This is a genomic window from Nonomuraea rubra (assembly GCF_014207985.1).
GTDB lineage: Bacteria > Actinomycetota > Actinomycetes > Streptosporangiales > Streptosporangiaceae > Nonomuraea > Nonomuraea rubra.
In genome coordinates, this window is sequence record NZ_JACHMI010000001.1 from 3,461,592 (window position 1) to 3,481,631 (window position 20,040).

Annotated in this window: 16 protein-coding genes; 15 read left to right on the plus strand and 1 reads right to left on the minus strand. The window is 70.3% G+C overall.

Features of this window, described 5'->3' with window-relative positions; genetic code table 11:
* Window positions 1-44: 44 nt before the first annotated feature.
* The 12 genes from HD593_RS15765 (at window position 45) to HD593_RS15820 (ending at window position 14,335) form a co-directional block, all read left to right on the plus strand.
* Window positions 45-1,202: a trans-sulfuration enzyme family protein gene (locus HD593_RS15765; protein WP_185102878.1), complete on the plus strand. Its 1,158-nt coding sequence runs from the start codon at window positions 45-47 to the stop codon at window positions 1,200-1,202.
* 40 nt (window positions 1,203-1,242) lie between these two features.
* Window positions 1,243-2,505 carry an ABC transporter substrate-binding protein gene (locus HD593_RS15770; protein ID WP_185102879.1) on the plus strand — a complete coding sequence of 421 codons (1,263 nt, stop codon included), beginning with the start codon at window positions 1,243-1,245 and terminating at the stop codon, window positions 2,503-2,505.
* The gene (locus tag HD593_RS15775) at window positions 2,502-3,386 is read left to right on the plus strand and encodes a carbohydrate ABC transporter permease (protein ID WP_185102880.1); all 885 of its coding nucleotides are present in this window, start codon (window positions 2,502-2,504) and stop codon (window positions 3,384-3,386) included. Before HD593_RS15770 ends, HD593_RS15775 begins: the two co-directional genes overlap by 4 nt.
* Complete coding sequence (locus HD593_RS15780; RefSeq protein WP_185102881.1) at window positions 3,383-4,207, plus strand: carbohydrate ABC transporter permease; 825 nt, start codon at window positions 3,383-3,385, stop codon at window positions 4,205-4,207. Before HD593_RS15775 ends, HD593_RS15780 begins: the two co-directional genes overlap by 4 nt.
* Window positions 4,208-4,372: 165 nt before the next feature.
* Window positions 4,373-4,702, plus strand: a complete 330-nt coding sequence (locus HD593_RS15785; protein ID WP_185102882.1) for a DUF485 domain-containing protein — start codon at window positions 4,373-4,375, stop codon at window positions 4,700-4,702.
* 17 nt (window positions 4,703-4,719) lie between these two features.
* Window positions 4,720-6,318 (plus strand): solute symporter family protein, encoded by a 1,599-nt coding sequence (locus tag HD593_RS15790; protein ID WP_185111881.1) that lies wholly within the window; start codon window positions 4,720-4,722, stop codon window positions 6,316-6,318.
* Between the two features lie 318 nt (window positions 6,319-6,636).
* Complete coding sequence (locus HD593_RS15795; protein WP_185102883.1) at window positions 6,637-8,028, plus strand: ABC transporter substrate-binding protein; 1,392 nt, start codon at window positions 6,637-6,639, stop codon at window positions 8,026-8,028.
* A 25-nt stretch (window positions 8,029-8,053) separates the two neighbouring features.
* Window positions 8,054-8,956 carry a carbohydrate ABC transporter permease gene (locus HD593_RS15800; RefSeq protein ID WP_185102884.1) on the plus strand — a complete coding sequence of 301 codons (903 nt, stop codon included), beginning with the start codon at window positions 8,054-8,056 and terminating at the stop codon, window positions 8,954-8,956.
* Entirely contained in the window at window positions 8,953-9,780 is an 828-nt protein-coding gene (locus tag HD593_RS15805) for a carbohydrate ABC transporter permease (RefSeq protein WP_221524781.1), read from the plus strand. The genes HD593_RS15800 and HD593_RS15805 overlap by 4 nt, the downstream gene beginning before the upstream one ends.
* Window positions 9,777-11,123, plus strand: a complete 1,347-nt coding sequence (locus HD593_RS15810; RefSeq protein WP_185102885.1) for a GH1 family beta-glucosidase — start codon at window positions 9,777-9,779, stop codon at window positions 11,121-11,123. Before HD593_RS15805 ends, HD593_RS15810 begins: the two co-directional genes overlap by 4 nt.
* A gap of 3 nt (window positions 11,124-11,126) precedes the next feature.
* Window positions 11,127-12,836, plus strand: a complete 1,710-nt coding sequence (locus HD593_RS15815) for an alpha-amylase family protein (RefSeq protein WP_185102886.1) — start codon at window positions 11,127-11,129, stop codon at window positions 12,834-12,836.
* Complete coding sequence (locus HD593_RS15820; protein ID WP_185102887.1) at window positions 12,833-14,335, plus strand: FAD-dependent oxidoreductase; 1,503 nt, start codon at window positions 12,833-12,835, stop codon at window positions 14,333-14,335. The genes HD593_RS15815 and HD593_RS15820 overlap by 4 nt, the downstream gene beginning before the upstream one ends.
* A 77-nt stretch (window positions 14,336-14,412) precedes the next feature.
* On the opposite strand, the gene HD593_RS15825 is transcribed toward HD593_RS15820, so the two are convergent.
* Window positions 14,413-15,966: a protein O-GlcNAcase gene (locus tag HD593_RS15825; RefSeq protein WP_185102888.1), complete on the minus strand. Its 1,554-nt coding sequence runs from the start codon at window positions 15,964-15,966 to the stop codon at window positions 14,413-14,415.
* Window positions 15,967-16,079: 113 nt separating this feature from the next.
* Between HD593_RS15825 and HD593_RS15830 the strand changes: the two genes are divergently transcribed.
* The 3 genes from HD593_RS15830 (at window position 16,080) to HD593_RS15840 (ending at window position 20,040) form a co-directional block, all read left to right on the plus strand.
* Window positions 16,080-17,927 carry an MBL fold metallo-hydrolase gene (locus HD593_RS15830; RefSeq protein WP_185102889.1) on the plus strand — a complete coding sequence of 616 codons (1,848 nt, stop codon included), beginning with the start codon at window positions 16,080-16,082 and terminating at the stop codon, window positions 17,925-17,927.
* Complete coding sequence (locus HD593_RS15835) at window positions 17,924-18,967, plus strand: LacI family DNA-binding transcriptional regulator (protein WP_185102890.1); 1,044 nt, start codon at window positions 17,924-17,926, stop codon at window positions 18,965-18,967. Before HD593_RS15830 ends, HD593_RS15835 begins: the two co-directional genes overlap by 4 nt.
* 107 nt (window positions 18,968-19,074) lie before the next feature.
* A complete protein-coding gene (locus HD593_RS15840; protein ID WP_185102891.1) occupies window positions 19,075-20,040 on the plus strand; it encodes an ROK family protein in 966 nt (321 codons plus the stop codon).

Below are 20,040 nucleotides of genomic sequence, written 5' to 3' on the forward strand. Positions count from 1 at the left end.
CTCCTCCAGGCGGTGGCACTCCCTCGCTGTCATAGTGTGCCCCCATGGATGATGAATGGATCTGTGGCCGGTTGGGTGAGGACGAGCCTTGGATGCTGGGCGCGGTCAACCCGCCGGTGTTCGAGAACTCGGTGTTCACGTTCGCGACGGCGGAGGAGCTGGGCGAGGCCGTCAGGAACGAGGACGAGCGTTACGTCTACTGGCGGGGGACCAACCCGACGGTTGATCTCGCCCAGCGTAAGCTCGCCGCGCTGGAGCGGGGAGAGCGGGCCAAGTGTTTCGGGTCGGGCATGGGCGCGATCTCGGCGACGATCTCCTCGCTCGTGTCGGCGGGCGACCACGTGCTGGTGCTGGGCGCGGTCTACGGGCCGACCACGCAGTTCCTGCGCTACCTGGAGAAGTTCGGGGTCACGCATACGCATGTCAGGGACCTCGAGGAAGGTGACAGCGCTATCAGGCCGAGCACCCGCCTACTCTACTTCGAGTCCCCCTCCTACATGGCCTACGCCGTGGTGGACATCGCCGGGGTGACCGGGTGGGCGCGGGAGCGGGGGCTGGTGACGGTGATGGACAACACGTGGTCCACGCCGCTGTTCCAGAAGCCGCTGACGATGGGCGTGGACCTGGTGGTGCACTCGTTGTCGAAGTACATCGGCGGGCACAGCGACCTGGTGGGCGGGGTGGTGGTGGGGCCCGCGCGGCTGATCAGGCCGCTGGCGCTGACCGAGTACCAGCTCTACGGGGCCGCCATGTCGCCGCACGACGCGGCCAAGGTGATCAAGGGCCTGCGTACGCTGCCGGTGCGGATGGCGGCGCACCAGGAGCGCGGCCTGGCGGTGGCGGCGTTCCTGCGGGACCATCCGGCCGTGCGCTCGGTGAACCATCCGGGGCTGCCGTCGCATCCGGGGCATGCGATCGCGGTGCGGCAGATGTCCGGCTTCTCCAGCCTGTTCAGCCTGGAACTCGACACGGAGTCCCGGCCGGAGGTCGGGGCTTTCCTCTCCAGGTTGCGACATTTTCGGATCGGGGTGTCGTGGGGTGGGTTCGAGAGCCTGGTGAACGCGCCCGCGCTGTCCACCGAGGAGAGCGTGCGCGCCACCATGGGCATCCCGGTCGGCCTCGTCCGGCTCTCGGTCGGGCTGGAGCCCGCGGAGGTCCTGATCAAGGATCTCGGTCTGGCCCTGGAGGGAATGTCCGCCTAACGTGATTGACAGCGCTGTCTGACCTTGCGGGAGGCTCGACATGAGAAACCCCGTCCTGGCGGCCACGGCCGCCGTCGTCACGCTGATGTTCGCGGGCTGCGGCTCGGGCTCGTCCGGCTCGCCGGACGAGATCAGGTTGCGGATGATCGAGAGCCTGACCGGCCCCGAGCGTACGAAGCTCATCAAGTCCCTCATCGCCGACTTCGAGCGGGCCAACCCGGGCGTCACCGTCGAGCTCATCTCCCCGCCGCTCGACAGCGCCGACCAGAAGATCACCCAGATCCTGCAGACGAAGAAGGGCCTGGACGTGCTGGAGGTCCGCGACCACACGGCCAAGTCCTTCTCCAACAACGGCTGGCTGGCCGAGCTGCCCACCACGGGCTGGCCCGGCTGGCAGGACCTGACCGAGCTGGCCCAGAAGAAGGCGGTGGAGGTCGGGGGCAAGGCGTACCTGATCCCGTACGGGTTCTACCAGCGCACGCTGTTCTACCGAACGGACTTCGGCATGACCGCGCCCCCGGCCACCTGGCAGGAGCTGTACGAGGCCGGCAGGAAGATGACCTCCGGCGACCGGTACGGCTACTCGTTCAGGGGTGGCAAGGGCGGCGCGGACTACGCGGTGATGATGATCAGCGCCTACAACGGCGACGCACTAAATCCCGAAAAATCCTTCTATCTCAAGGACAAGCGGACGATCTTCTCCACCCCCGAGGCGACGCAGGCCCTCGACCTCTTCGTCAAGATCTTCAAGGAGACCTCCCCGCCCGACTCCGTGTCCTGGGGCTACCCCGAGATGGTCCAGGGCTTCACCTCGGGCGTCACCGGCATGCTCATCCAGGACCCCGAGGTGATCAAGACGGTCGAGGAGAGCGGCGTCACGGCCTGGTCCACCGCTCCGATCCCCAAGGGCCCCACCGGGTACGCCTACCAGCCCGTCGGCTACGCCGGCTGGGGCGTGACCTCCTTCAGCGAGCACCCGAAGGAGGCCGTCAAGCTGGTGCAGTTCCTGTCGGAGGCCAAGCAGAGCATCGCCTTCGCCAAGGGCAACTCGCTCATCCCGATCTCCAGGCAGGCGCAGAGCGACCCGCAGTTCTCCCAGGGCGCGTGGAAGGCGTACCTCCAGGCCCAGCAGGACCCGAAGCAGGTGATCACGATCAGGCCGGTGGACTACCCGGGCTGGAGCCAGTTCCTGGTGGACTCCGACCGTGACATCCAGGCCCTGATCACCGGCAAGAAGACCACCGCCGAGGTGCTCAAGGCGTGGGACACCTTCTGGGTGGACCAGGCCAAGAAGGTCTCATGAGGACGTTCACCGTCCGCAGGGCCCGCTTCATCGCGCTGTGCCTGCTGCCGGGCGTGGTGTTCGTGGTGCTGTTCACGTACTACCCGATGGTCCGCGGCGCGGTGATCGCGTTCCAGCGCTACAACCTGTTCGACCTCACCTCCACCCCGTTCACCGGCCTGGAGAACTTCCGCGCCGTCCTGGCCGAGGACCGGTTCTGGACGGCGCTGCGCAACACCGGCACGTGGGTGGCCGTCTCGCTGTTCTTCCAGTTCTTCCTGGGCTTCGGGCTGGCGCTGCTGCTGCGGCGGCACTTTCGGGGGCGGGGGCTCTACCAGGCGTGGGTGTTCTTCCCGTGGGCCATGTCGGGGTTCCTGATCGGGCTGCTGTGGCGGTGGATGTTCAACGGGCAGTTCGGGGTGGTCAACGACCTGCTGCTCAAGGCGGGGCTGATCGAGGAGCGCATCGGCTTCCTGGCCTCGCCGGGGTGGGCGATGACGTCCGTCATCGTGGCGAACATCTGGTACGGCGTCACGTTCTTCGCCATCATGATCATGGCCGCGCTGCAGTCGGTGCCCGGCGAGCTGTACGAGGCGGCGGCCGTGGACGGGGCCTCCCGGCTGCGCCGGTTCTGGCACGTGACGCTGCCGCACATCCGCCCCACGCTGGCCCTGATCGTGCTGCTGCGGATCATCTGGATCCTGAACTTCCCCGACCTCATCTACGCGATGACAGGCGGCGGCCCGGCCGGCAGCACCGACATCATCACGACCTTCCTCATCCAGCAGGTCATCGGCGGCGACTACGGCAGGGCGGGCGCGGTGGGCCTGCTCATCCTCGCCCTCCTGCTCGCCTTCAGCATCTTCTACCTGAACGCCACCCGATTCGAGAAGGCCCGATGAGGCGTCTGGGCACGGTCGCCAAGGTCGTCGTGCTGGGCGCCTGGCTGCTGATCACCCTGTTCCCGCTCTACTGGATCGTCGTCACCTCGCTCAAGCCCAAGCCGGAGATCTTCTCGGTGCCGCTGCGGTACTGGCCGGCGAACGTCACCTTCGAGCACTACGCCGAGCTGTTCGAGTTCGCCGACTTCGGCACGTACCTGCTGAACTCGCTCCTGGTCTCCCTGGTGGCGGCGGCCGTGGTGACCGCCGTCGGCGTGCTGGGCGGCTACACCCTGGCCCGCTTCGCCTTCCCCGGCCGCGGCGCGCTGATGCTGGCCTTCCTGGTCACGCAGATGATCCCGCTGTTCATCGCGCTCGGGCCGCTCTACCTGCTGATGTCCGACCTCGACCTGCTCAACCGGCTGGCGGGGCTGATGCTGGTGTACGTGGCGATGCTGGTGCCGTTCTCGACGATCATCATGCGTGGCTTCTACGAGCGGGTGCCGGTGGCGCTGGAGGAGGCGGCGCAGGTGGACGGCGCCTCGAGGCTGGCGGCCATGGTGCGGGTGGTGATCCCGGTCATGCTGCCGGGGATCGCGGCCACGTTCATCTTCGCGTTCGTGCAGTGCTGGAACGAGCTGTTCCTGGCGATCACTTTCATCGACAGCGAGGACTCCAAGACCATCCCGGTGGCCATGAACTCCTTCATCACGCAGTACGACATCGACTGGGGCTCGATGGCCGCGGCCACGGTGGTCTCGGTGGTGCCGACCCTCGTCCTGTTCGCCGCCATCCGCCGCTACATCGTGGAGGGCCTGACGGCGGGGGCCGTAAAGGGGTGAATGGCATGACCGACCGCTCATCGCGCGATACAGACCTTTCACCGCAGGCCATCCCCAACTAAGCGCCGGACGGCACCGGCTCACCGAACGACCCACCTACGGATCTCCACGGCGGGTAGGTTGCGCTCTTACGTTGGGCGTGATCCGCATCACAGTGGAGGTCTCGTGACGACAAGAGAACATGACGCGTCGGTCTATGAACAAGTACAGGAGAGCAGTGAGTTCCAGGAGCTGAAAAGGGCGTTCCGTCGCTGGACGTTCCCGATGACCGTGGCGTTCCTCGCGTGGTACCTGCTCTACGTGGTGCTGTCCGGATGGGCGCGCGGCTTCATGGCGATCAAACTCCTCGGTGAGATCAACGTCGGGCTGGTCCTCGGGTTGCTGCAGTTCGTCTCGACCTTCCTCATCGCGTGGGCGTACGCCAGGCACGCGGAGAAGAAGCTCGACCCGATCGCCGACAAGCTGCGCCACGAGGTGGAGGAGAAGACTCAGTGAGCTCGACGACCCTGGGGATGATCCTCTTCCTCACCTTCGTGGCCGCCACCCTGGCGATCACGTTCTGGGCGAGCCGCCAGACCAAGACGGCCGCCGACTACTACGCGGGCGGCCGGTCGTTCAGCGGCGTGCAGAACGGCCTGGCGATCGGCGGCGACTACATGTCGGCCGCCTCCTTCCTCGGCATCGCGGGCATCATCGCGCTGTCCGGTTACGACGGGTTCCTCTATTCGATCGGCTTCCTGGTCGCCTGGCTGGTGGCGCTGCTGCTGGTGGCCGAGCTGATGCGGAACTCCGGCAAGTTCACCATGGCCGACGTGCTGGCGTTCAGGATGAGCCCGCGCCCGGTCCGCACGGCGGCGGGCGTGTCCACGATCGTGGTGAGCATCTTCTACCTGCTGGCCCAGATGGTGGGCGCGGGCGCGCTGGTCGGCCTGCTGCTCGGCATCACCGGTGACGCGGGCAAGGCCTGGACGATCGTCGGCGTGGGCGCGCTGATGATCGTGTACGTGGTCTTCGGCGGCATGAAGGGCACCACCTGGGTGCAGATCGTCAAGGCCGTGCTGCTCATGGGCGGCGCCGCCCTGGTGACGGTGCTGGTGCTGGCCAACTTCGGCTTCAACCTGTCGGCCCTGCTCGGCCAGGCCGCCACGGTCAGCGGCCCGCAGGCCAACCCGGAGAGCTTCCTCAGCCCCGGTCTGAAGTACGGCACCGAGGCGCAGGGCCTGGCCGGCAAGATCGACCTCATCAGCCTGGGCCTGGCGCTGGTCCTGGGCACGGCGGGCCTGCCGCACATCCTCATCCGCTTCTATACCGTGCCCACCGCCAAGGACGCCCGCAAGTCCGTCCTGTGGGGCATCGGCATCATCGGCGTCTTCTACCTCCTGACCCTGGTCCTCGGCTTCGGCGCGGCGGCTCTGGTCGGCAAGGCGAGGATCGCCGAAGGCGACGCGGCCGGCAACACCGCCGCCCCCATGCTGGCCCAGCAGATCGGCCAGGAGATCTTCGGCCCGGTCGGCGGCACGATCCTGCTGGCGCTGATCGGTGCCGTGGCCTTCGCCACGATCCTCGCCGTGGTCGCCGGCCTGACCCTGGCCTCCTCCTCCAGCTTCTCGCACGACCTGTACGCGCACGTCTTCAAGCGCGGCCAGGCCAGCGAGCGCCAGGAGGTCGTGGTGGCCCGCATCTCCGCCTTCGTGATCGGTGCCGTCGCGATCGGCCTGGGCATCCTCGCCCAGGGCCAGAACGTGGCGTTCCTGGTGGCGCTGGCGTTCGCGGTGGCGGCCTCGGGCAACCTGCCCGCGATCCTTTACAGCCTGTTCTGGAAGAGGTTCAACACGGCGGGCGCGGTCGCGGCCATCTACGGCGGCCTGGTCTCCGCCCTGGTGCTGGTGATCTTCTCGCCGGTGGTCTCGGGCGGCCCGACGGCGCTGTTCAAGACGGCCGACTTCGTGCTGTTCCCGCTGAGCAACCCCGGCATCGTCTCGATCCCGCTGGGCTTCCTGTGCGGCTGGCTCGGCACGATCCTCAGCAAGGAGTACAACGCCGCCAAGTACGCCGAGATCGAGGTCCGCTCGCTCACCGGCGTCGGCGCCGAGAAGGCCTCCGAACACTGACGCCAACCCCCTGGAGAGGCGCCCGACCCCCCTGCCCCGGGGCGCCTTGCCCATGAGGGCCCGGCCGTGACCCACGGCCGGGCCCTCTCGCGTGTACGGGATCCCCGGCGGGGAAGGGGATGCGGGCGTCCCAGTGGGGCGTCCCACACCCTGGAGTTTCTTAACAGGACAGAAACGCAGTGAAGTGAGTGGTTGACGGGATTTCAGCGGTATGGGTACGTTCTCAGATGTGTGAACGTTGCCACACTGGCCTGGCGCCACGTGGCCGTCATCAGCATGCCTGATGCCCCGCTTGTTCAGTGTGGAGGCGAAACCCCCATGAGATCCCCGCTCGTCCGCTGGTCCGTCCTTTCCGTGTCGCTCGCGCTGGCGCTCACCTCGTGTGCCAGGGGCACCGGTGGCGCCGCGGCGCCCGCTCCGTCGGCGGGCCAGTTCGACCCCGGCGCCTCCTACCAGGGCACCATCTCGGTCATGGGCTTCGGCGCGACCGACGAGATCGGTGAGACCCGCGTCGAGCTGGCCAAGAAGTCGCTCAAGGGCGCGGACGTGAAGCTGATCGAGGGCGACCTCGACATCCAGCAGTTCCTGTCGGCGGTGGCGGCCGGCGACCCGCCGGACATCATCTACGCCAACCGCGACCAGATCGGCACCTTCGCCTCGCGCGGCGCGATCATCCCGCTCACCTCGTGCGTCCAGGGCGAGCAGATCGACACCTCGATGTACAACAAGAACGCGCTCAGCCAGGTCACGTTCGGCAACGAGGTCTACGCGATCCCCGAGTTCAACCAGGTCCAGATCACCATGGCCAACGCCGCCCTGCTCAAGGACGCCGGCCTGACGATCGCCGACGTCAACGGCTCCAACTGGGACAAGGTCACCGCGGCGACCAAGAAGCTGGTCAAGGCGCCGGGCGGCAAGCTGCAGGTGATCGGCTTCGACAGCAAGCTGCCGGAGTTCCTGCCGTTGTGGGCCAAGTCCCTCGGCGCCGACCTGCTGTCGGCCGACGGCAGGACCGCCCAGCTCAACACCCCCGAGGTGGTCAAGGCCCTGCAGTTCGCGGTCGCCATCTACGACGCGCAGGGCGGCTTCGCCAAGGTCAAGGCCGTGCGCGACTCGGCCGACTTCTTCGGCAAGGGCAACCAGTACGCGAAGAACGCGCTCGGCGCGATGCCGATGGAGCAGTGGTACGTCAACGTGCTCAACGACGTCTCGCCCAAGGCGTCCATGGCCTTCGACACCTTCCGCACCCCGGAGGGCAAGCCGCTGGCCTACTCCTCCGGCTCGTCGTGGGCCGTCCCCAAGGGCTCCAAGAACCCCGGCGCCGCCTGCCGCTTCGCCAAGACGATGACGCTGGTGGAGTCGTGGAAGGCCGCCGCCCAGGCCCGCCTGGACAAGCGCAAGGCCGAGGGCAAGCCGTTCACCGGCGTCCTCACCGGCAACGTCAAGGCCGACGAGGAGATCCAGAAGATGCTCACCTCGGGCGGCGAGCCCTGGGACTCCGGTGTCAAGGCCGTCTACGAGGCCAACCAGAACACCTTCAGCCTGCCGGCCAACCCGGCCGACAAGGAGTTCAAGGACGCCTGGCAGGGCGCGGTGAACCGGGTGCTCAACGGCCAGGAGGAGCCGCAGGCCGCCCTCGACAAGGCCCAGAAGGACGCCCAGGCGGCCCTGGACAAGGCGTGGGCCGACTGGACGAAGCGTACGAACTGAGATGGCCGGCACCAGAACACCGCGCATGAGGTCCATGCGCTTCATCGAGACCAGGGCAGCGCTGCTGTTCATCAGCCCCTGGATCATCGGTTTCCTGATCTTCACCGCCTGGCCCGTGATCAACAGCGCCTACCTGTCGCTGACCGACTACGACGTCATCAACGACCCGTCGTTCATCGGCTTCGACAACTACGTGACCCTCTTCGAGGATCCGAAGGTCGGGCTGGCGCTGCGCAACACGTTCCTGTTCACCGTGATGTCCGTGCCGACCCAGCTCGTCGTCTCCCTCGGGCTGGCGCTGCTGCTCAACAGCGCCACCCGGGCCACCGGCTTCTTCCGCACGGCCTTCTTCCTGCCGAAGATGACGCCGCCGGTCGCGATCGGCATCCTGCTGCTGATGCTGTTCAACGGCCAGAACGGCCTGATCAACAGCTTCCTCGGCGTCTTCGGCATCGACGGCCCCGCCTGGACCACCGACCCCGCCTGGGTCAAGCCGGGCCTGGTGCTGATGAGCCTGTGGACCGTCGGGTCGTCGGTGGTCATCATCCTGGCCTCGCTGCGCGGCGTCCCCCAGGAGCTGTACGACTCCGCCCTCGTGGACGGGGCCGGCTGGTGGAAGCGCACGCTGCGGATCACCGTGCCGATGATCAGCCCGACGCTGTTCTTCCTGTTCATCGTGGACAGCATCAACGCCCTGCAGTCGTTCACCGAGGCGTACACCGCCTTCTTCGGCGCGGGCAACACCACCTACAGCAACGACGCCGCCCTGTTCTACGCGATCTACCTGTTCCAGCAGGCCTTCGAGTTCCTGCACATGGGTTACGCCTCCGCGCTGGCCTGGCTGCTGTTCATCGTGATCATGGCGATCACCGCCGTGCAGATCCTGGTGACCAGGCGGTTCGTGCACTACGAAGGGGGGAACTCGTGAGGCGGCTGCGGAAGATCCTGATCTGGGCGGCGCTGAGCGCGTTCGCCGTCGCGTTCATCTACCCGTTCGTCTGGCTGCTCAGCGCCTCGTTCAAGCCGCGCAGCGAGGTGTTCGACCACCGGATCCTGCCCGAGACCTTCACCTTCGACAACTACATCCGGGTGTGGCAGGAGGCGCCGCTGGGGCTGTGGATGGCCAACACGCTGCTGGTCACGGTGCTGGCCGCGGTGGCCGTGACGATCACCAGCGCGATGGTGGCGTGGGGCTTCGCCTACTTCCGCTTCCCCGGCAGGAAGGCGCTGTTCGGCCTGCTGCTGGCCACCATGATGCTGCCGGGCGCGGTCACCATGGTCCCGGTCTTCCTCATCTGGAACGACCTGGGCATGGTCGGCACCCTGACCCCGCTGTGGGCGCAGAACCTGTTCGGCAGCGCGTTCTACATCTTCCTGCTGCGGCAGTTCTTCATGGGCCTGCCACGCGAGCCGTTCGAGGCGGCGAAGATCGACGGGGCGAACAACTGGAAGATCTTCACCAGGATGGCCCTGCCGCTGTGCAAGCCGGCGGTCGTGGTGACGCTGCTGTTCGAGTTCCAGGCGGCGTGGACGGACCTCATGCGGCCGCTCATCTACCTGCGCGACTCCAGCACGTTCACCGTGCCGCGCGGGCTGAAGGCGCTGCTCGACCAGTTCGGGTTCGGCGGCGAGTGGCACTGGGAGATCGTCATGACGGCCAGCGTGATCACCACGATCCCGATGATCATCCTGTTCTTCCTCGGCCAGAAGCACTTCGTCAAGGGCATCGCCACGACCGGGAGCAAGGGATGAGCTTCCCCGAGGGATTCCTGTGGGGCGCGGGCACGTCCGCGTACCAGATCGAGGGGCACCACGGCCGGGGCGAGTCGGTGTGGGACGTGTTCTGCCGCCGCCCCGGCGCGGTCGAGGGCGGCGGCGACGGCTCGCGGGCCTGCGACTCGTTCCTCCGCTGGCGCGAGGACGTCGAGCTGGTCAAGGAGCTGGGGCTGGGCGCCTACCGCTTCTCGACCGGCTGGTCCCGGGTGATGCCGGACGGCGCGCACGCCGACCCCAAGGCGCTCGACCACTACGAGCGCTTCACCGACGCGCTGCTGGAGGCGGGCGTCGAGCCGGTGCTCACGCTCAACCACTGGGACATGCCGTCGAGCCTCACGTGGGCCGAGCGCTCCTCCGTAAACGCTTTCACCGCGTACGCGCAGGCCGTCGCCGACCGGCTGGCCGACCGCGTGACCTGGTGGATCACCCAGAACGAGCCGTGGATCATCGCCCTGCTCGGCTACCAGCTCGGCCTGCACGCCCCCGGCGTCGCCGACCTGGGCACGGCCGTCAGGGCGGGCCACCACGTGCTGCTCGGCCATGGCGCGGCGGCCGACGTGCTGCACGCCCACCCCGGCACGATGGCCGGTGCGGCGCTCAGCCTCTTCCCCTGCGATCCCGCGACCGGCAGCGAGGCCGACCGCGCGGCGGCGATCGGCTCCGACGGCTACGTCAACCGCTGGTACCTCGACCCGCTGCTGGCCGGCGGCTACCCCGCCGACATGCGCGAGCACTGGGAACGGGCGCTCGGCCACGGCCTGGACTTCATCCAGGACGGCGACGAGGCCGCGATCGGCGGGCGCAGCGACTTCCTCGGCATCAACTACTACACGCGGCGCGTCATGGCCGCCGCGCCCCCGGACCCGTTCCCCTGGAGGGTGGTCGGGCCCAGCGGCGACGTGGCCAGGACCGACGAGGGCTGGGAGATCAACCCGGGCGCGCTGCGCGACCTGCTCGTCGGGCTGAGCCGGCGCTTCCCCGGCACGCCGCTGATGATCACCGAGAACGGCGGCGTCTTCGGCGACGCGCCCAGCCACGACGGCCAGGTGCACGACAACCGCAGGGTCGCCTACCTGCGCGACCACGTCGCGGCCGTCGAGGCCGCCCTCGACGCGGGCGCCGACGTGCGCGGGTACCTGCACTGGTCGCTCATGGACAACTTCGAGTGGGCGCTGGGCTACCGGCCCAGGTTCGGGCTCGTCCACGTCGACTACGCCACCGGCGCCCGCACCGTCAAGGACTCCGGGCGCTACTACGCCCGGCTCATCGCCGGGGGCGGCACGGCCCCCGCCCTGCCCAGGATCGAGGCTTACGGCTAACCCATGCGGATCACCACCACTGACACGGCCTACCACCTGGACAGCGGCCACTACCACCTGACCGTCTCCCGTACCGACCCCAGCGCCGAGCTGGTGGGCTGGCTGACGCTCAACCTGCTGGCCTCGGCCGGCACGCGGGGCGGGCGCGACGAGACGTACGAGACGCTGCCGCCCGTGCTCGTCGAGCGCGGGGACGTGGCGATCTTCGACTTCCCGCAGCGCAGCACCCAGTGGGAGGCCAAGACGGTCCGGCTGACCTGCACCCCCGAGACGGTCGCGCTGGAGGTCCGGGTCGAGGGCGACGGCGTGCTCGGCGAGGTGACGCTGATGGGCGGCAGGGCCGTGCTCAACACCCGCGCCGCCGGCACGTTCCGGTCGGGGGTGCACGCGCGCGGCGTCTTCAGCCCCACGCCCGCGCACCCCGTGCGGGTGGTGCGGCCGGTGTCCGAGCCGGTCGCGCTGACCGTCGTCGGCGACGCCTCGCCCGGCCGCCTGCACGCCGTCTTCTCCCCGCCGCCGCTCGTGCTGGCCTTCTGCAAGGACGAGCCGGACGGCGCGACCTCCGTCCCGGCGGGCGACTGGCTGGCGGCGTCGGTCCGCGCCGGGATCGACGGCCTGACCTTCACCGAGCTGACGTACGAGCCGCTGGACGGCGGCGCGCTGCTGCGCTTCGACTACGAGGGCCACACCGAGGTACGCGGCTCCTGGACCTCGCCCGCCGTGGTGTTCCGCGCCGCGGCCTCGCCCTGGGAGGCCATCGCCCAGCACCGCGCCGACCTCGTCGAGCACGGCCTGGCGCCGTCGGGCGCCCCCGAGCGGGCCGACTGGTGGAGCCGGCCGATCTTCTGCGGCTGGGGCGCGCAGTGCGCCAGGGCCGACGGCGTCTCGCCGGTGGAGCTGTCGCGGCGCGACCTGTACGACGAGTGGCTGGCCACGCTGGAGGAGCACGGCATCGTCCCCGGCACCATCGTCATCGACGACCGGTGGCAGCTCACGTACGGCGACTGCGAGCCCGACGAGGCCAAGTGGCCGGCGCTGCGCGAGTGGATCGCCGATCGGCACGCCCGCGGCCAGCGCGTGCTGCTGTGGTGGCGCGCCTGGTCGGCCGACGGGCTGCCGCCGGAGGAGTGCGTGACGGACGCGGGCGGCCGCCCCGTGGCCGCCGACCCGTCGAACCCCGCCTACCGGCTGCGGGTCCGGGCCATCATGGAACGGCTCCTGGGCGACCTCGGCGCCGACGGCTTCAAGATCGACTTCACGCAGTGGTCACCCAGCGGCTCGCACCTCAAGACGTACGGCTCCACCTGGGGGATCGCCCTCCTGCACGAGCTGCTCGCCACCATGTACGAAGCCGCCAAGCAGGTCAAACCCGACGCTCTCATGATCACCCACACCCCGCACCCGGCCTTCGCCGGCGTCACCGACATGATCAGGCTCAACGACGTGCTCGAGTACGACGCCCGCGGCGACCTCGTGCCCGCCGTGGACCAGCTCCGCTACCGGCACGCGGTGGCCGCGCACGCCATGCCGCACCACCTGATCGACACCGACCAGTGGCCGATGCCCAGCCGGGCCGACTGGCTCGCCTACGCGCGGGCGCAGCCCGGGCTCGGCGTGCCCGCCCTGTACTACGTCGAGTCCATCGACAACACCGGCGAGCCGATCGGCGGCGCCGACCTCGACCAGGTGGCGGCCTGGTGGGGGCTGCGATGAGGCAGGCCGAGGTGGTCGTGTACGGCGCGACCTCGGCAGGCGTGTGCGCCGCCGTGGCCGCCGCCCGGCGCGGCCTGGACACCGTGCTGCTCGAACCCGGCCGGCACGTCGGCGGCATGACCTCGGGTGGGCTCGGCTACACCGACCTCGGCGACGCCCGCGTGCTGGGCGGCATGGCCGCCGAGTTCCGCCAGGCCGTCGCCGGCGCCTACGGGGTGGCGCCCGGGCACTACGCCGGGCCCGAGCCGCACGTCGCCGAGGAGATCTTCCTGTCCTGGCTGGAGCGGGCGGGGGTGGAGGTCGTGTTCGGCGCGCCGCTGGGCGAGGTGGTCAGCTCGGGCGGGCGGATCGTGTCGGCCGGGGAGTTCGCGGCGGGCGTGTTCGTGGACGCGAGCTACGAGGGTGACCTGATGGCCGCCGCCGGGGTGCCGTACCGCGTCGGGCGCGAGGACCGGTCGCTGCACGGCGAGACCTTCGCCGGGCGGCGCGAGGTGGTGCCCGGCCTGCACAACTTCCCGCCGTGGATCTCGCCGTTCCGCGCCGACGGCACGCTCCTGCCGCAGGTCGCCGACGGGCCGATGGCCGAGGTGGGCGCGGGCGACGGCGGCGTCATGTCGTACGGCTACCGCGTCTGCATGACCACCGCGCCGGACCGGATCCCGTTCGAGCGGCGGCCCGGCTACGACGAGGAGCACTGGGAGCTGGGGCGCCGGCTCTTCCGCCACTGGCGCGAGCGGGGCGTCGAGCCCCGCGCGGGACGCCTGGTCGGCCTGGAGCCGAACCTGCCCGGCGGCAAGTGCGACGGCAACTCGCTCGGGTCGTTCTCCCTCAGCGTGCTCGACCGCTCGGCCTGGGCCTACCCCGACGCGGACGCCGCCGGGCGCGAGCGCATCCGCCTGCACCACCTGCACCACGCCCAGGACCTGCTGTACTTCCTCTCCCACGACCCCGAGGTGCCCGCCGCCGTGCGGGCCGAGCTGTCGCGGTGGGGGCTGCCGGCCGACGAGTTCGCCGACACCGGGCACCTGCCGCACCAGCTCTACGTGCGCGAGGCGCGGCGGATGCTGGGGGAGCGGCACCTGACCGAGCACGACCTCGTCCAGGGACGGCCGCAGCCGGACGTGATCGCGATGGGCTCCTACCACCTGGACATCCGCGAGGTGCAGCGGACCTGGCGGCACGTCTACGAACATCCCGACCCGGTGCCCATGGTGGTGACCGAGGGGTACCTGTCGGTGTGGGTGGCGCCGTACCAGATCCCGTACGGGGCGATCGTGCCGCGGCGGGAGGAGTGCGCGAACCTGGTCGTGCCGGTGTGCGTGTCGGCCTCGCACGTGGCGTTCTCCTCCATCCGGATGGAGGTGCAGTACCAGATGCTCGGGCATGCCGCCGGGCTGGCCGCCGCCCAGGCGGCGGGGAGCGGGAAGGCGGTGCAGGACGTGGACGTGGCGGCGTTGCAGGAGGAGCTGCGGGCGGCCGGCCAGGTGCTGTCGCTCTGACCCGCGCAGCGGCGCCGGCGCTCTGACACACGACGCGGCCCGTGGTGGTCTCACCACCACGGGCCGCTTCCTGCTTTTCAGGCGGTGACGCGTTCGAGCACCTGGCGGGCGAACGGCGGGATCACCTTGCGCAGCACGTTCGCCTCGTGCGTCTCGGCGCGGGCCAGCGCCTCCTCGGCCGCCGCCAGCGTGCCCGCGCCCGTCAGCAGGTCGAGCGCGGCCAGCCCGGCCGCGCCCATGTCCCTGGCCGCCGACACCCACCGGGCCAGCTCGGCGGCGATGGGGCCCGGCACGCCGGTCGGCAGCTCCGCCAGCCGTACCAGCTCGGCGCGCAGCACCTCGTAGGGGCCGCCCTCCAGCGCGGCGGCGCACAGAGCGGTCAGCGCCGGGCTCTGGTCGTCGCCGGGTGGCCACGCCGAGCACGCCTCCACCAGCGGCAGCAGCTCCGCGGCCCCCGGCAGCAGCCGGATCGCCCGCTCGTGCGAGCGGGCCGGGTCGTAGGCCGCCAGGTGCCAGGCGTAGTCGGCCACCGTCGTCAGCGCGATCCGCGAGGCCGCGGCCTCCACCATCGGGTTGGCGGTGATGCCCTCCAGCGGCACCTCGTCCAGGTCCGTGGCCCGGCCGACCAGCGGCCCCAGGAAGACCCGGGAGAAGTCGAAGTCGTTGACCGGGAAGTTGTCCCACAGCGCCACCCGGTGGCCGTAGGAGGCCGCCGCGGCCGTCATGTCGTACGCGGAGATCGTGCCGACCACCACGTCGGAGCCGGTCCACCACACCAGCACGTCGGCGGGCAGCTCGGCCGCCAGCCGGTCGCGGTAGGCGGTGCGGGCGGTGCCCGCGTAGTCGGTGGGCACCATGGTCAGCGGCCGGTCAGCGCCGTGGGGCGCGAGGAAGTGCTCGGCGAAGTCGCGGCAGACCGCCGCGTGGGCGCTGGCGCTCGCCCCCTCCGCCGTGCCGTACGCCTCGCGGTCGGGCACGTGGCTCAGCTCGGGCGGGATGTCGTCGAAGAGCAGCGCGTACTCCCTGACACCGGCCTGCCACACCTGCTCGGCCTTGGCCCGCAGCGCCGCCCGCTCGGCCGGGTCGCTGTAGACCATCGACAGGCCGGGGCTGAGCGCGAACACGAACCGCACGTGCCGCGCCGCCGCCTCCGCCACCAGCTCGGCCAGCCGCGCCAGCTCCTCCTCCGGGTACGGCTCCCGCCACCGCTCCCGGTGGAACGGGTCGTCCTTCGGGGCGTACACGTAGGCGTTGAGCTTGTGCCTGGCGGAGAAGCGCAGGTGGTCCATGCGGTCGGCGTGCGTCCACGGGGTGCCGTAGAAGCCCTCGATCGTGCCGCGGAGCGGCAGGTCGGGCCAGTCGCGGACGTCCGACTCGGGCACGCACGCCACGTGCTCGGAGCACGGGACCTCCGCCAGCGCGATCAGGGTCTGCGCCCCGTAGAACGCCCCGGCGGGATCGGCTCCCACGATCGTCACCCTGCCGTCGCCCGCCGTCAGCGTGTACCCTTCCGGCGGCAGCCCGGCACCGGAGTCGACCCGCACCTCGACGAGCGCGGGGGCGCCGGGTGTCAACGGGAGTGCCCGGCGCAGCTCGCCGACGGCACTCGCGGCAGCCGCGTCGCCCTGCACTCCGCCGTCACGAAGTTCGAGGTGTGAAATGCCGAAAGTAGCCTTTTTCGGACAGGGAACAATCCACTCCAGGGCATCCATTGTGGGAACGATACCGGATAGGATCGGGCCTCGTGGGTAAGGAAGTAACCGAAGTTGTGCCCGGGGTGCTCCGCGTCGAGGACACCTGCCACGTCTACGTCATCAAGGCTCCCGCCGCCCAGGGCGAGGAGCGCACCGGGATCGCCGTCGACTTCGGTTCGGGGCGGGTGCTCGACCTGCTCGACGAGCTCGGCCTCGACCGCATCACCGATGTCCTGGTCACCCACCACCACCGCGACCAGGTGCAGGGGCTGCACCGGGCGGTCGAGGCGGGCGTGGCCGTCCACGTGCCGCCCGTCGAGCGTGACCTGTTCGACAGGGTCGGCGAGATGTGGGAGGGGCGCCAGCTCCTCAACGACTACGACCTGCGCGACGACCGCTTCTCGCTGCTGGAGCCGGTTCCGATCACGGGCGTGGTGCCGGAGTATCGGACGGCCCGATATGGCGGGGTGGACGTGCGCGTCCTGCCCACACCCGGTCACACTCCCGGCTCCGTCACGTACGTCGTGGGCGGCGCGGCCTTCACCGGTGACCTGATCTACGCCCCGGGCAAGGTGTGGTCGCTGGCCGCCACCCAGTGGTCGTACACCGAGAACGAGGGCCCCGCCATGGTCGTCGTCAGCTCCGAGCTGCTCCAGCGGGAGGAGCTCGACGTGCTGCTGCCCTCGCACGGCGAGCCGATGACCGACCCGAAGGACGCCCTGGCCCGGCTGTCGGCCGCCATGCAGCGTTACGTGGACTTCCGCCGCCCGCACCCCTGGGACGTGCGCGGCCTGCTGAACAACCCGTTCGTGCAGGTCACGCCGCACCTGCTGATGAACAGGAGCAGCCAGTCCTACAGCTACGTGCTGCTGTCGGAGTCGGGCGCGGCCATGGTGTTCGACTTCGGCTACGACATGTCCACCGGCCTGGTGAAGAGCACCGCCCGCGAGGCGCGCCGCCCCTGGCTGGCCTCCCTGCCCGCGCTGCGCGAGCACTACGGCGTGACCGGCGTCGAGGTCGCCCTGCCCACCCATTACCACGACGACCACGTGGCGGGCATGCCGCTGCTGCGCGACGTCGAGGGCACCGCGATCTGGGCACCTTCCCACATCGCCCCCATCCTGGCCACGCCGCTCCACCACGACCTGCCGTGCCAGTGGTTCGACCCGATCCCCGCCGACCGGGTGCTCGGGCTGGGCGAGACCGTGCGCTGGCGGGAGTACGACATCACGGTGCACGACCTGCCGGGGCACACGCTGTTCGCGGCGGCGTACGAGTTCGAGGTGGACGGGCACCGCGTGCTGGTGACCGGTGACCAGCAGGACGGGATGGGCATCCCGAACGAACGCCAGGAGATCCTGAACTTCCAGTACAAGAACAGGTTCCAGATCGAGGACTACCGCAAGAGCGCCGCGCTCTACCGGCGCCTGCGCCCCGACCTCATGGTCAGCGGCCACTGGCGGCCCCGCTGGGTGGACGACGACTACCTGCACATGATGACCGAGCGCGGTGAGGAGCTGGTCGCGCTGCACCACGACCTGCTCCCGCTGGACCGGCTCGACCTCGGGGCTGACGGGGTGCTGTGCCGCCTGACGCCGTACTATACGAGCGTCCCCACGGGCGGCGAGATCGTGCTGACGGCCACCGTGCGCAACCCGTGGCCGGACAAGGCCGTGGCCACCCTCCAGCCGGTGGTGCCGCCCGGCTGGCGGTGCGAGCAGGGATCCCTGACGCTTAGGTTGCCCGGAGGGGGTATGGAGCAGGTGCATCTCCGTCTCGTCGCCGACGTCGTGCCGCGACGCCGTGTTCGCCTCGCAGTCGATCTGACCATCGGCGATCTGCGTCTCGGGCAGCACGCCGAGGCGCTGGTCGACGTGGTCCCGGAAGGGATTCGATGACCGTAGAACGGCGCAGCGCCCCTCTCGGCCGTTCCCGCCGCCCCACGATCAAGGACGTGGCCGAGGCCGCCGGAGTCTCGCGCTCCACCGTCTCCAGGGCGCTGACCGGGCGCGGCTACGCCGCCAGCGACGTGCGCGAGCGGGTGCTGCGGGCCGCGGCCGAGCTGGGCTACGTGCCCGACGTCATGGCACGCACGCTCAAGCAGCAGGTCAGCCGGTCGGTCGGGGTCCTGGTGAGCGACCTGCGCAACCCGTTCTACGCGGAGCTGGCCGCCGGCGCCAGCAGGGAGGCCCGCGAGCGCGGCTACACCATGGTGCTGGCCGACACGAGCCTGTCGGCGGAGGCCGAGGGTGAGGCCGCGGAGGCACTGGTGGCGCTCCGGGTGGCCGGGGTGGTCGTGACGCCCAACTCCTCCGCCGTGTCCACCTATCTGGGCTCCCACGGCATCCCGGTGGTCGAGGTGGACCGCCAGTTCGCGGCCGGCTCGACCGACGGCGTCGTGGTCGGCAACCGCGTGGGCGCCCGTACCGCGACCGCCCACCTCGTCGGGCTGGGCCACCGCAGGATCGCGCTGTTCATCGACGAGACCGACTGGACCACCGGGTACGAGCGGTACCAGGGCTACCTGGAGGCGCTGAACGCCGGTCGCATCAAGGTCGATCCCGAGCTGGTCGTCTCCTCGGGCTGGGACGTGGCCGACTCGCGCCGCCGGGCGCTCGACATGCTGCGCGGCCCCGACCGTCCCACAGCCGTGTTCGCCGCCAACAACGTGCTCGCCGAAGGCGTCTGGCGGGCGATCGGCGAGCTGGGCCTGAGCGTGCCCGGCGACATCAGCCTCGTCGCCTTCGACGACGCGCCCTGGATGAGCATGGTCTCGCCCACGGTCAGCGCGGTCTCGCAGGACACCTTCAACCTGGGCGCGACCGCCGTACGCAGGCTCGACGAGCGTATCGAGCGGCCTGAGTCCGACTCGGTCACGACCGTGCTCAACGTGCGGCTCATCGAGCGCGAATCCACCGCGCAGCCTCCCGCCGTCTGACATTTCTGCCATCCGGTGCGTTGACCCGCGGGGAAAGGTCGCCCTAGGATCCCGTGTGGGAACGATGTCACAGCCTCAACGCGGCAGTCGTTCCCGTCGGAGGCCCAATGGAGCACGATCTTCCCGCCGTCCTGTCCCTGGACATCGGCGGCACCAAACTCGCCGCGGGCGTGGTCACAGGCGATGGCCTGATCCACGGCTGGCAGGTCACCCCCACCCGCAGGGAGGAGGGGCCGCGACCCGTTCTGACCAGGCTGTTCGATCTGGGCAGGAAGGCGGTCGCGGAGGCCGGCGTGCCCGAGGTGGCCGCTGTCGGCATCTCCTGCGGCGGCCCGCTGGACACCACGGCAGGCGTCCTGGAGTGCCCGCCGCACCTGCCGGGATGGATCGACATCCCGATCGTCGCCCTGGCCACGGAGACCTTCGGCGTCCCCGCCGCCCTTGAGAACGATGCCACGGCCGCCGCGCTGGGCGAATTCCGGTACGGCGCGGGCCGCGGCACCAGCACCATGGTGTACCTCACGATCTCCACGGGCGTCGGCGGCGGCTCCGTCATCGGCGGCCGGCTGCACCGCGGCGCGGCCGGCAACGGGGGTGAGCTGGGGCACGTCATGGTGCGTCCGGGCGGGCGGAAGTGCTCCTGCGGGCGGCGGGGCTGCCTGGAGGCGTACGCGTCCGGCACCTCCATCGCCGAGCGCGCCCGCGAGGCCCTGGCCGCCGGCCGCCCCTCGTCGCTGTCCGCCCTCGCGCTTCCCACGGCGGAGGACGTCTCACGCGCCGCCGAGGCGGGCGACCCGCTCGCGATCGAGGTGTGGGACGAGACCACATGGGCACTGGGCACCGCGCTCACCGACCTGGTGAACGCGTTCGAGCCCGAGCTGGTCGTCCTCGGCGGCGGCGTCACCCGATCGGGTGCCCGGCTCCTCGACCCCGTCGCCGCTGCCGTCGCCAGGGACGCCATGCCGCCCGCCGCCCGCGCCGCCCGCTTCACGCTGGCCGAGCTCGGCGACGGCGTCTGCGTGGTCGGCGCCGGTGCCGTCGCCCACGACCTCCTCACCGGCGCCGCGAGATAG

Excerpts from the sequence above, each read along its gene's own strand:
- HD593_RS15765 (WP_185102878.1), top strand. The coding sequence starts at position 45 with ATGGATGATGAATGGATCTGTGGCCGGTTGGGTGAGGACGAGCCTTGG.
- HD593_RS15770 (WP_185102879.1), top strand. The coding sequence starts at position 1,243 with ATGAGAAACCCCGTCCTGGCGGCCACGGCCGCCGTCGTCACGCTGATG.
- HD593_RS15775 (WP_185102880.1), top strand. The coding sequence starts at position 2,502 with ATGAGGACGTTCACCGTCCGCAGGGCCCGCTTCATCGCGCTGTGCCTG.
- HD593_RS15780 (WP_185102881.1), top strand. The coding sequence starts at position 3,383 with ATGAGGCGTCTGGGCACGGTCGCCAAGGTCGTCGTGCTGGGCGCCTGG.
- HD593_RS15790 (WP_185111881.1), top strand. The coding sequence starts at position 4,720 with ATGATCCTCTTCCTCACCTTCGTGGCCGCCACCCTGGCGATCACGTTC.
- HD593_RS15795 (WP_185102883.1), top strand. The coding sequence starts at position 6,637 with ATGAGATCCCCGCTCGTCCGCTGGTCCGTCCTTTCCGTGTCGCTCGCG.
- HD593_RS15800 (WP_185102884.1), top strand. The coding sequence starts at position 8,054 with ATGAGGTCCATGCGCTTCATCGAGACCAGGGCAGCGCTGCTGTTCATC.
- HD593_RS15810 (WP_185102885.1), top strand. The coding sequence starts at position 9,777 with ATGAGCTTCCCCGAGGGATTCCTGTGGGGCGCGGGCACGTCCGCGTAC.
- HD593_RS15815 (WP_185102886.1), top strand. The coding sequence starts at position 11,127 with ATGCGGATCACCACCACTGACACGGCCTACCACCTGGACAGCGGCCAC.
- HD593_RS15820 (WP_185102887.1), top strand. The coding sequence starts at position 12,833 with ATGAGGCAGGCCGAGGTGGTCGTGTACGGCGCGACCTCGGCAGGCGTG.
- HD593_RS15835 (WP_185102890.1), top strand. The coding sequence starts at position 17,924 with ATGACCGTAGAACGGCGCAGCGCCCCTCTCGGCCGTTCCCGCCGCCCC.
- HD593_RS15840 (WP_185102891.1), top strand. The coding sequence starts at position 19,075 with ATGGAGCACGATCTTCCCGCCGTCCTGTCCCTGGACATCGGCGGCACC.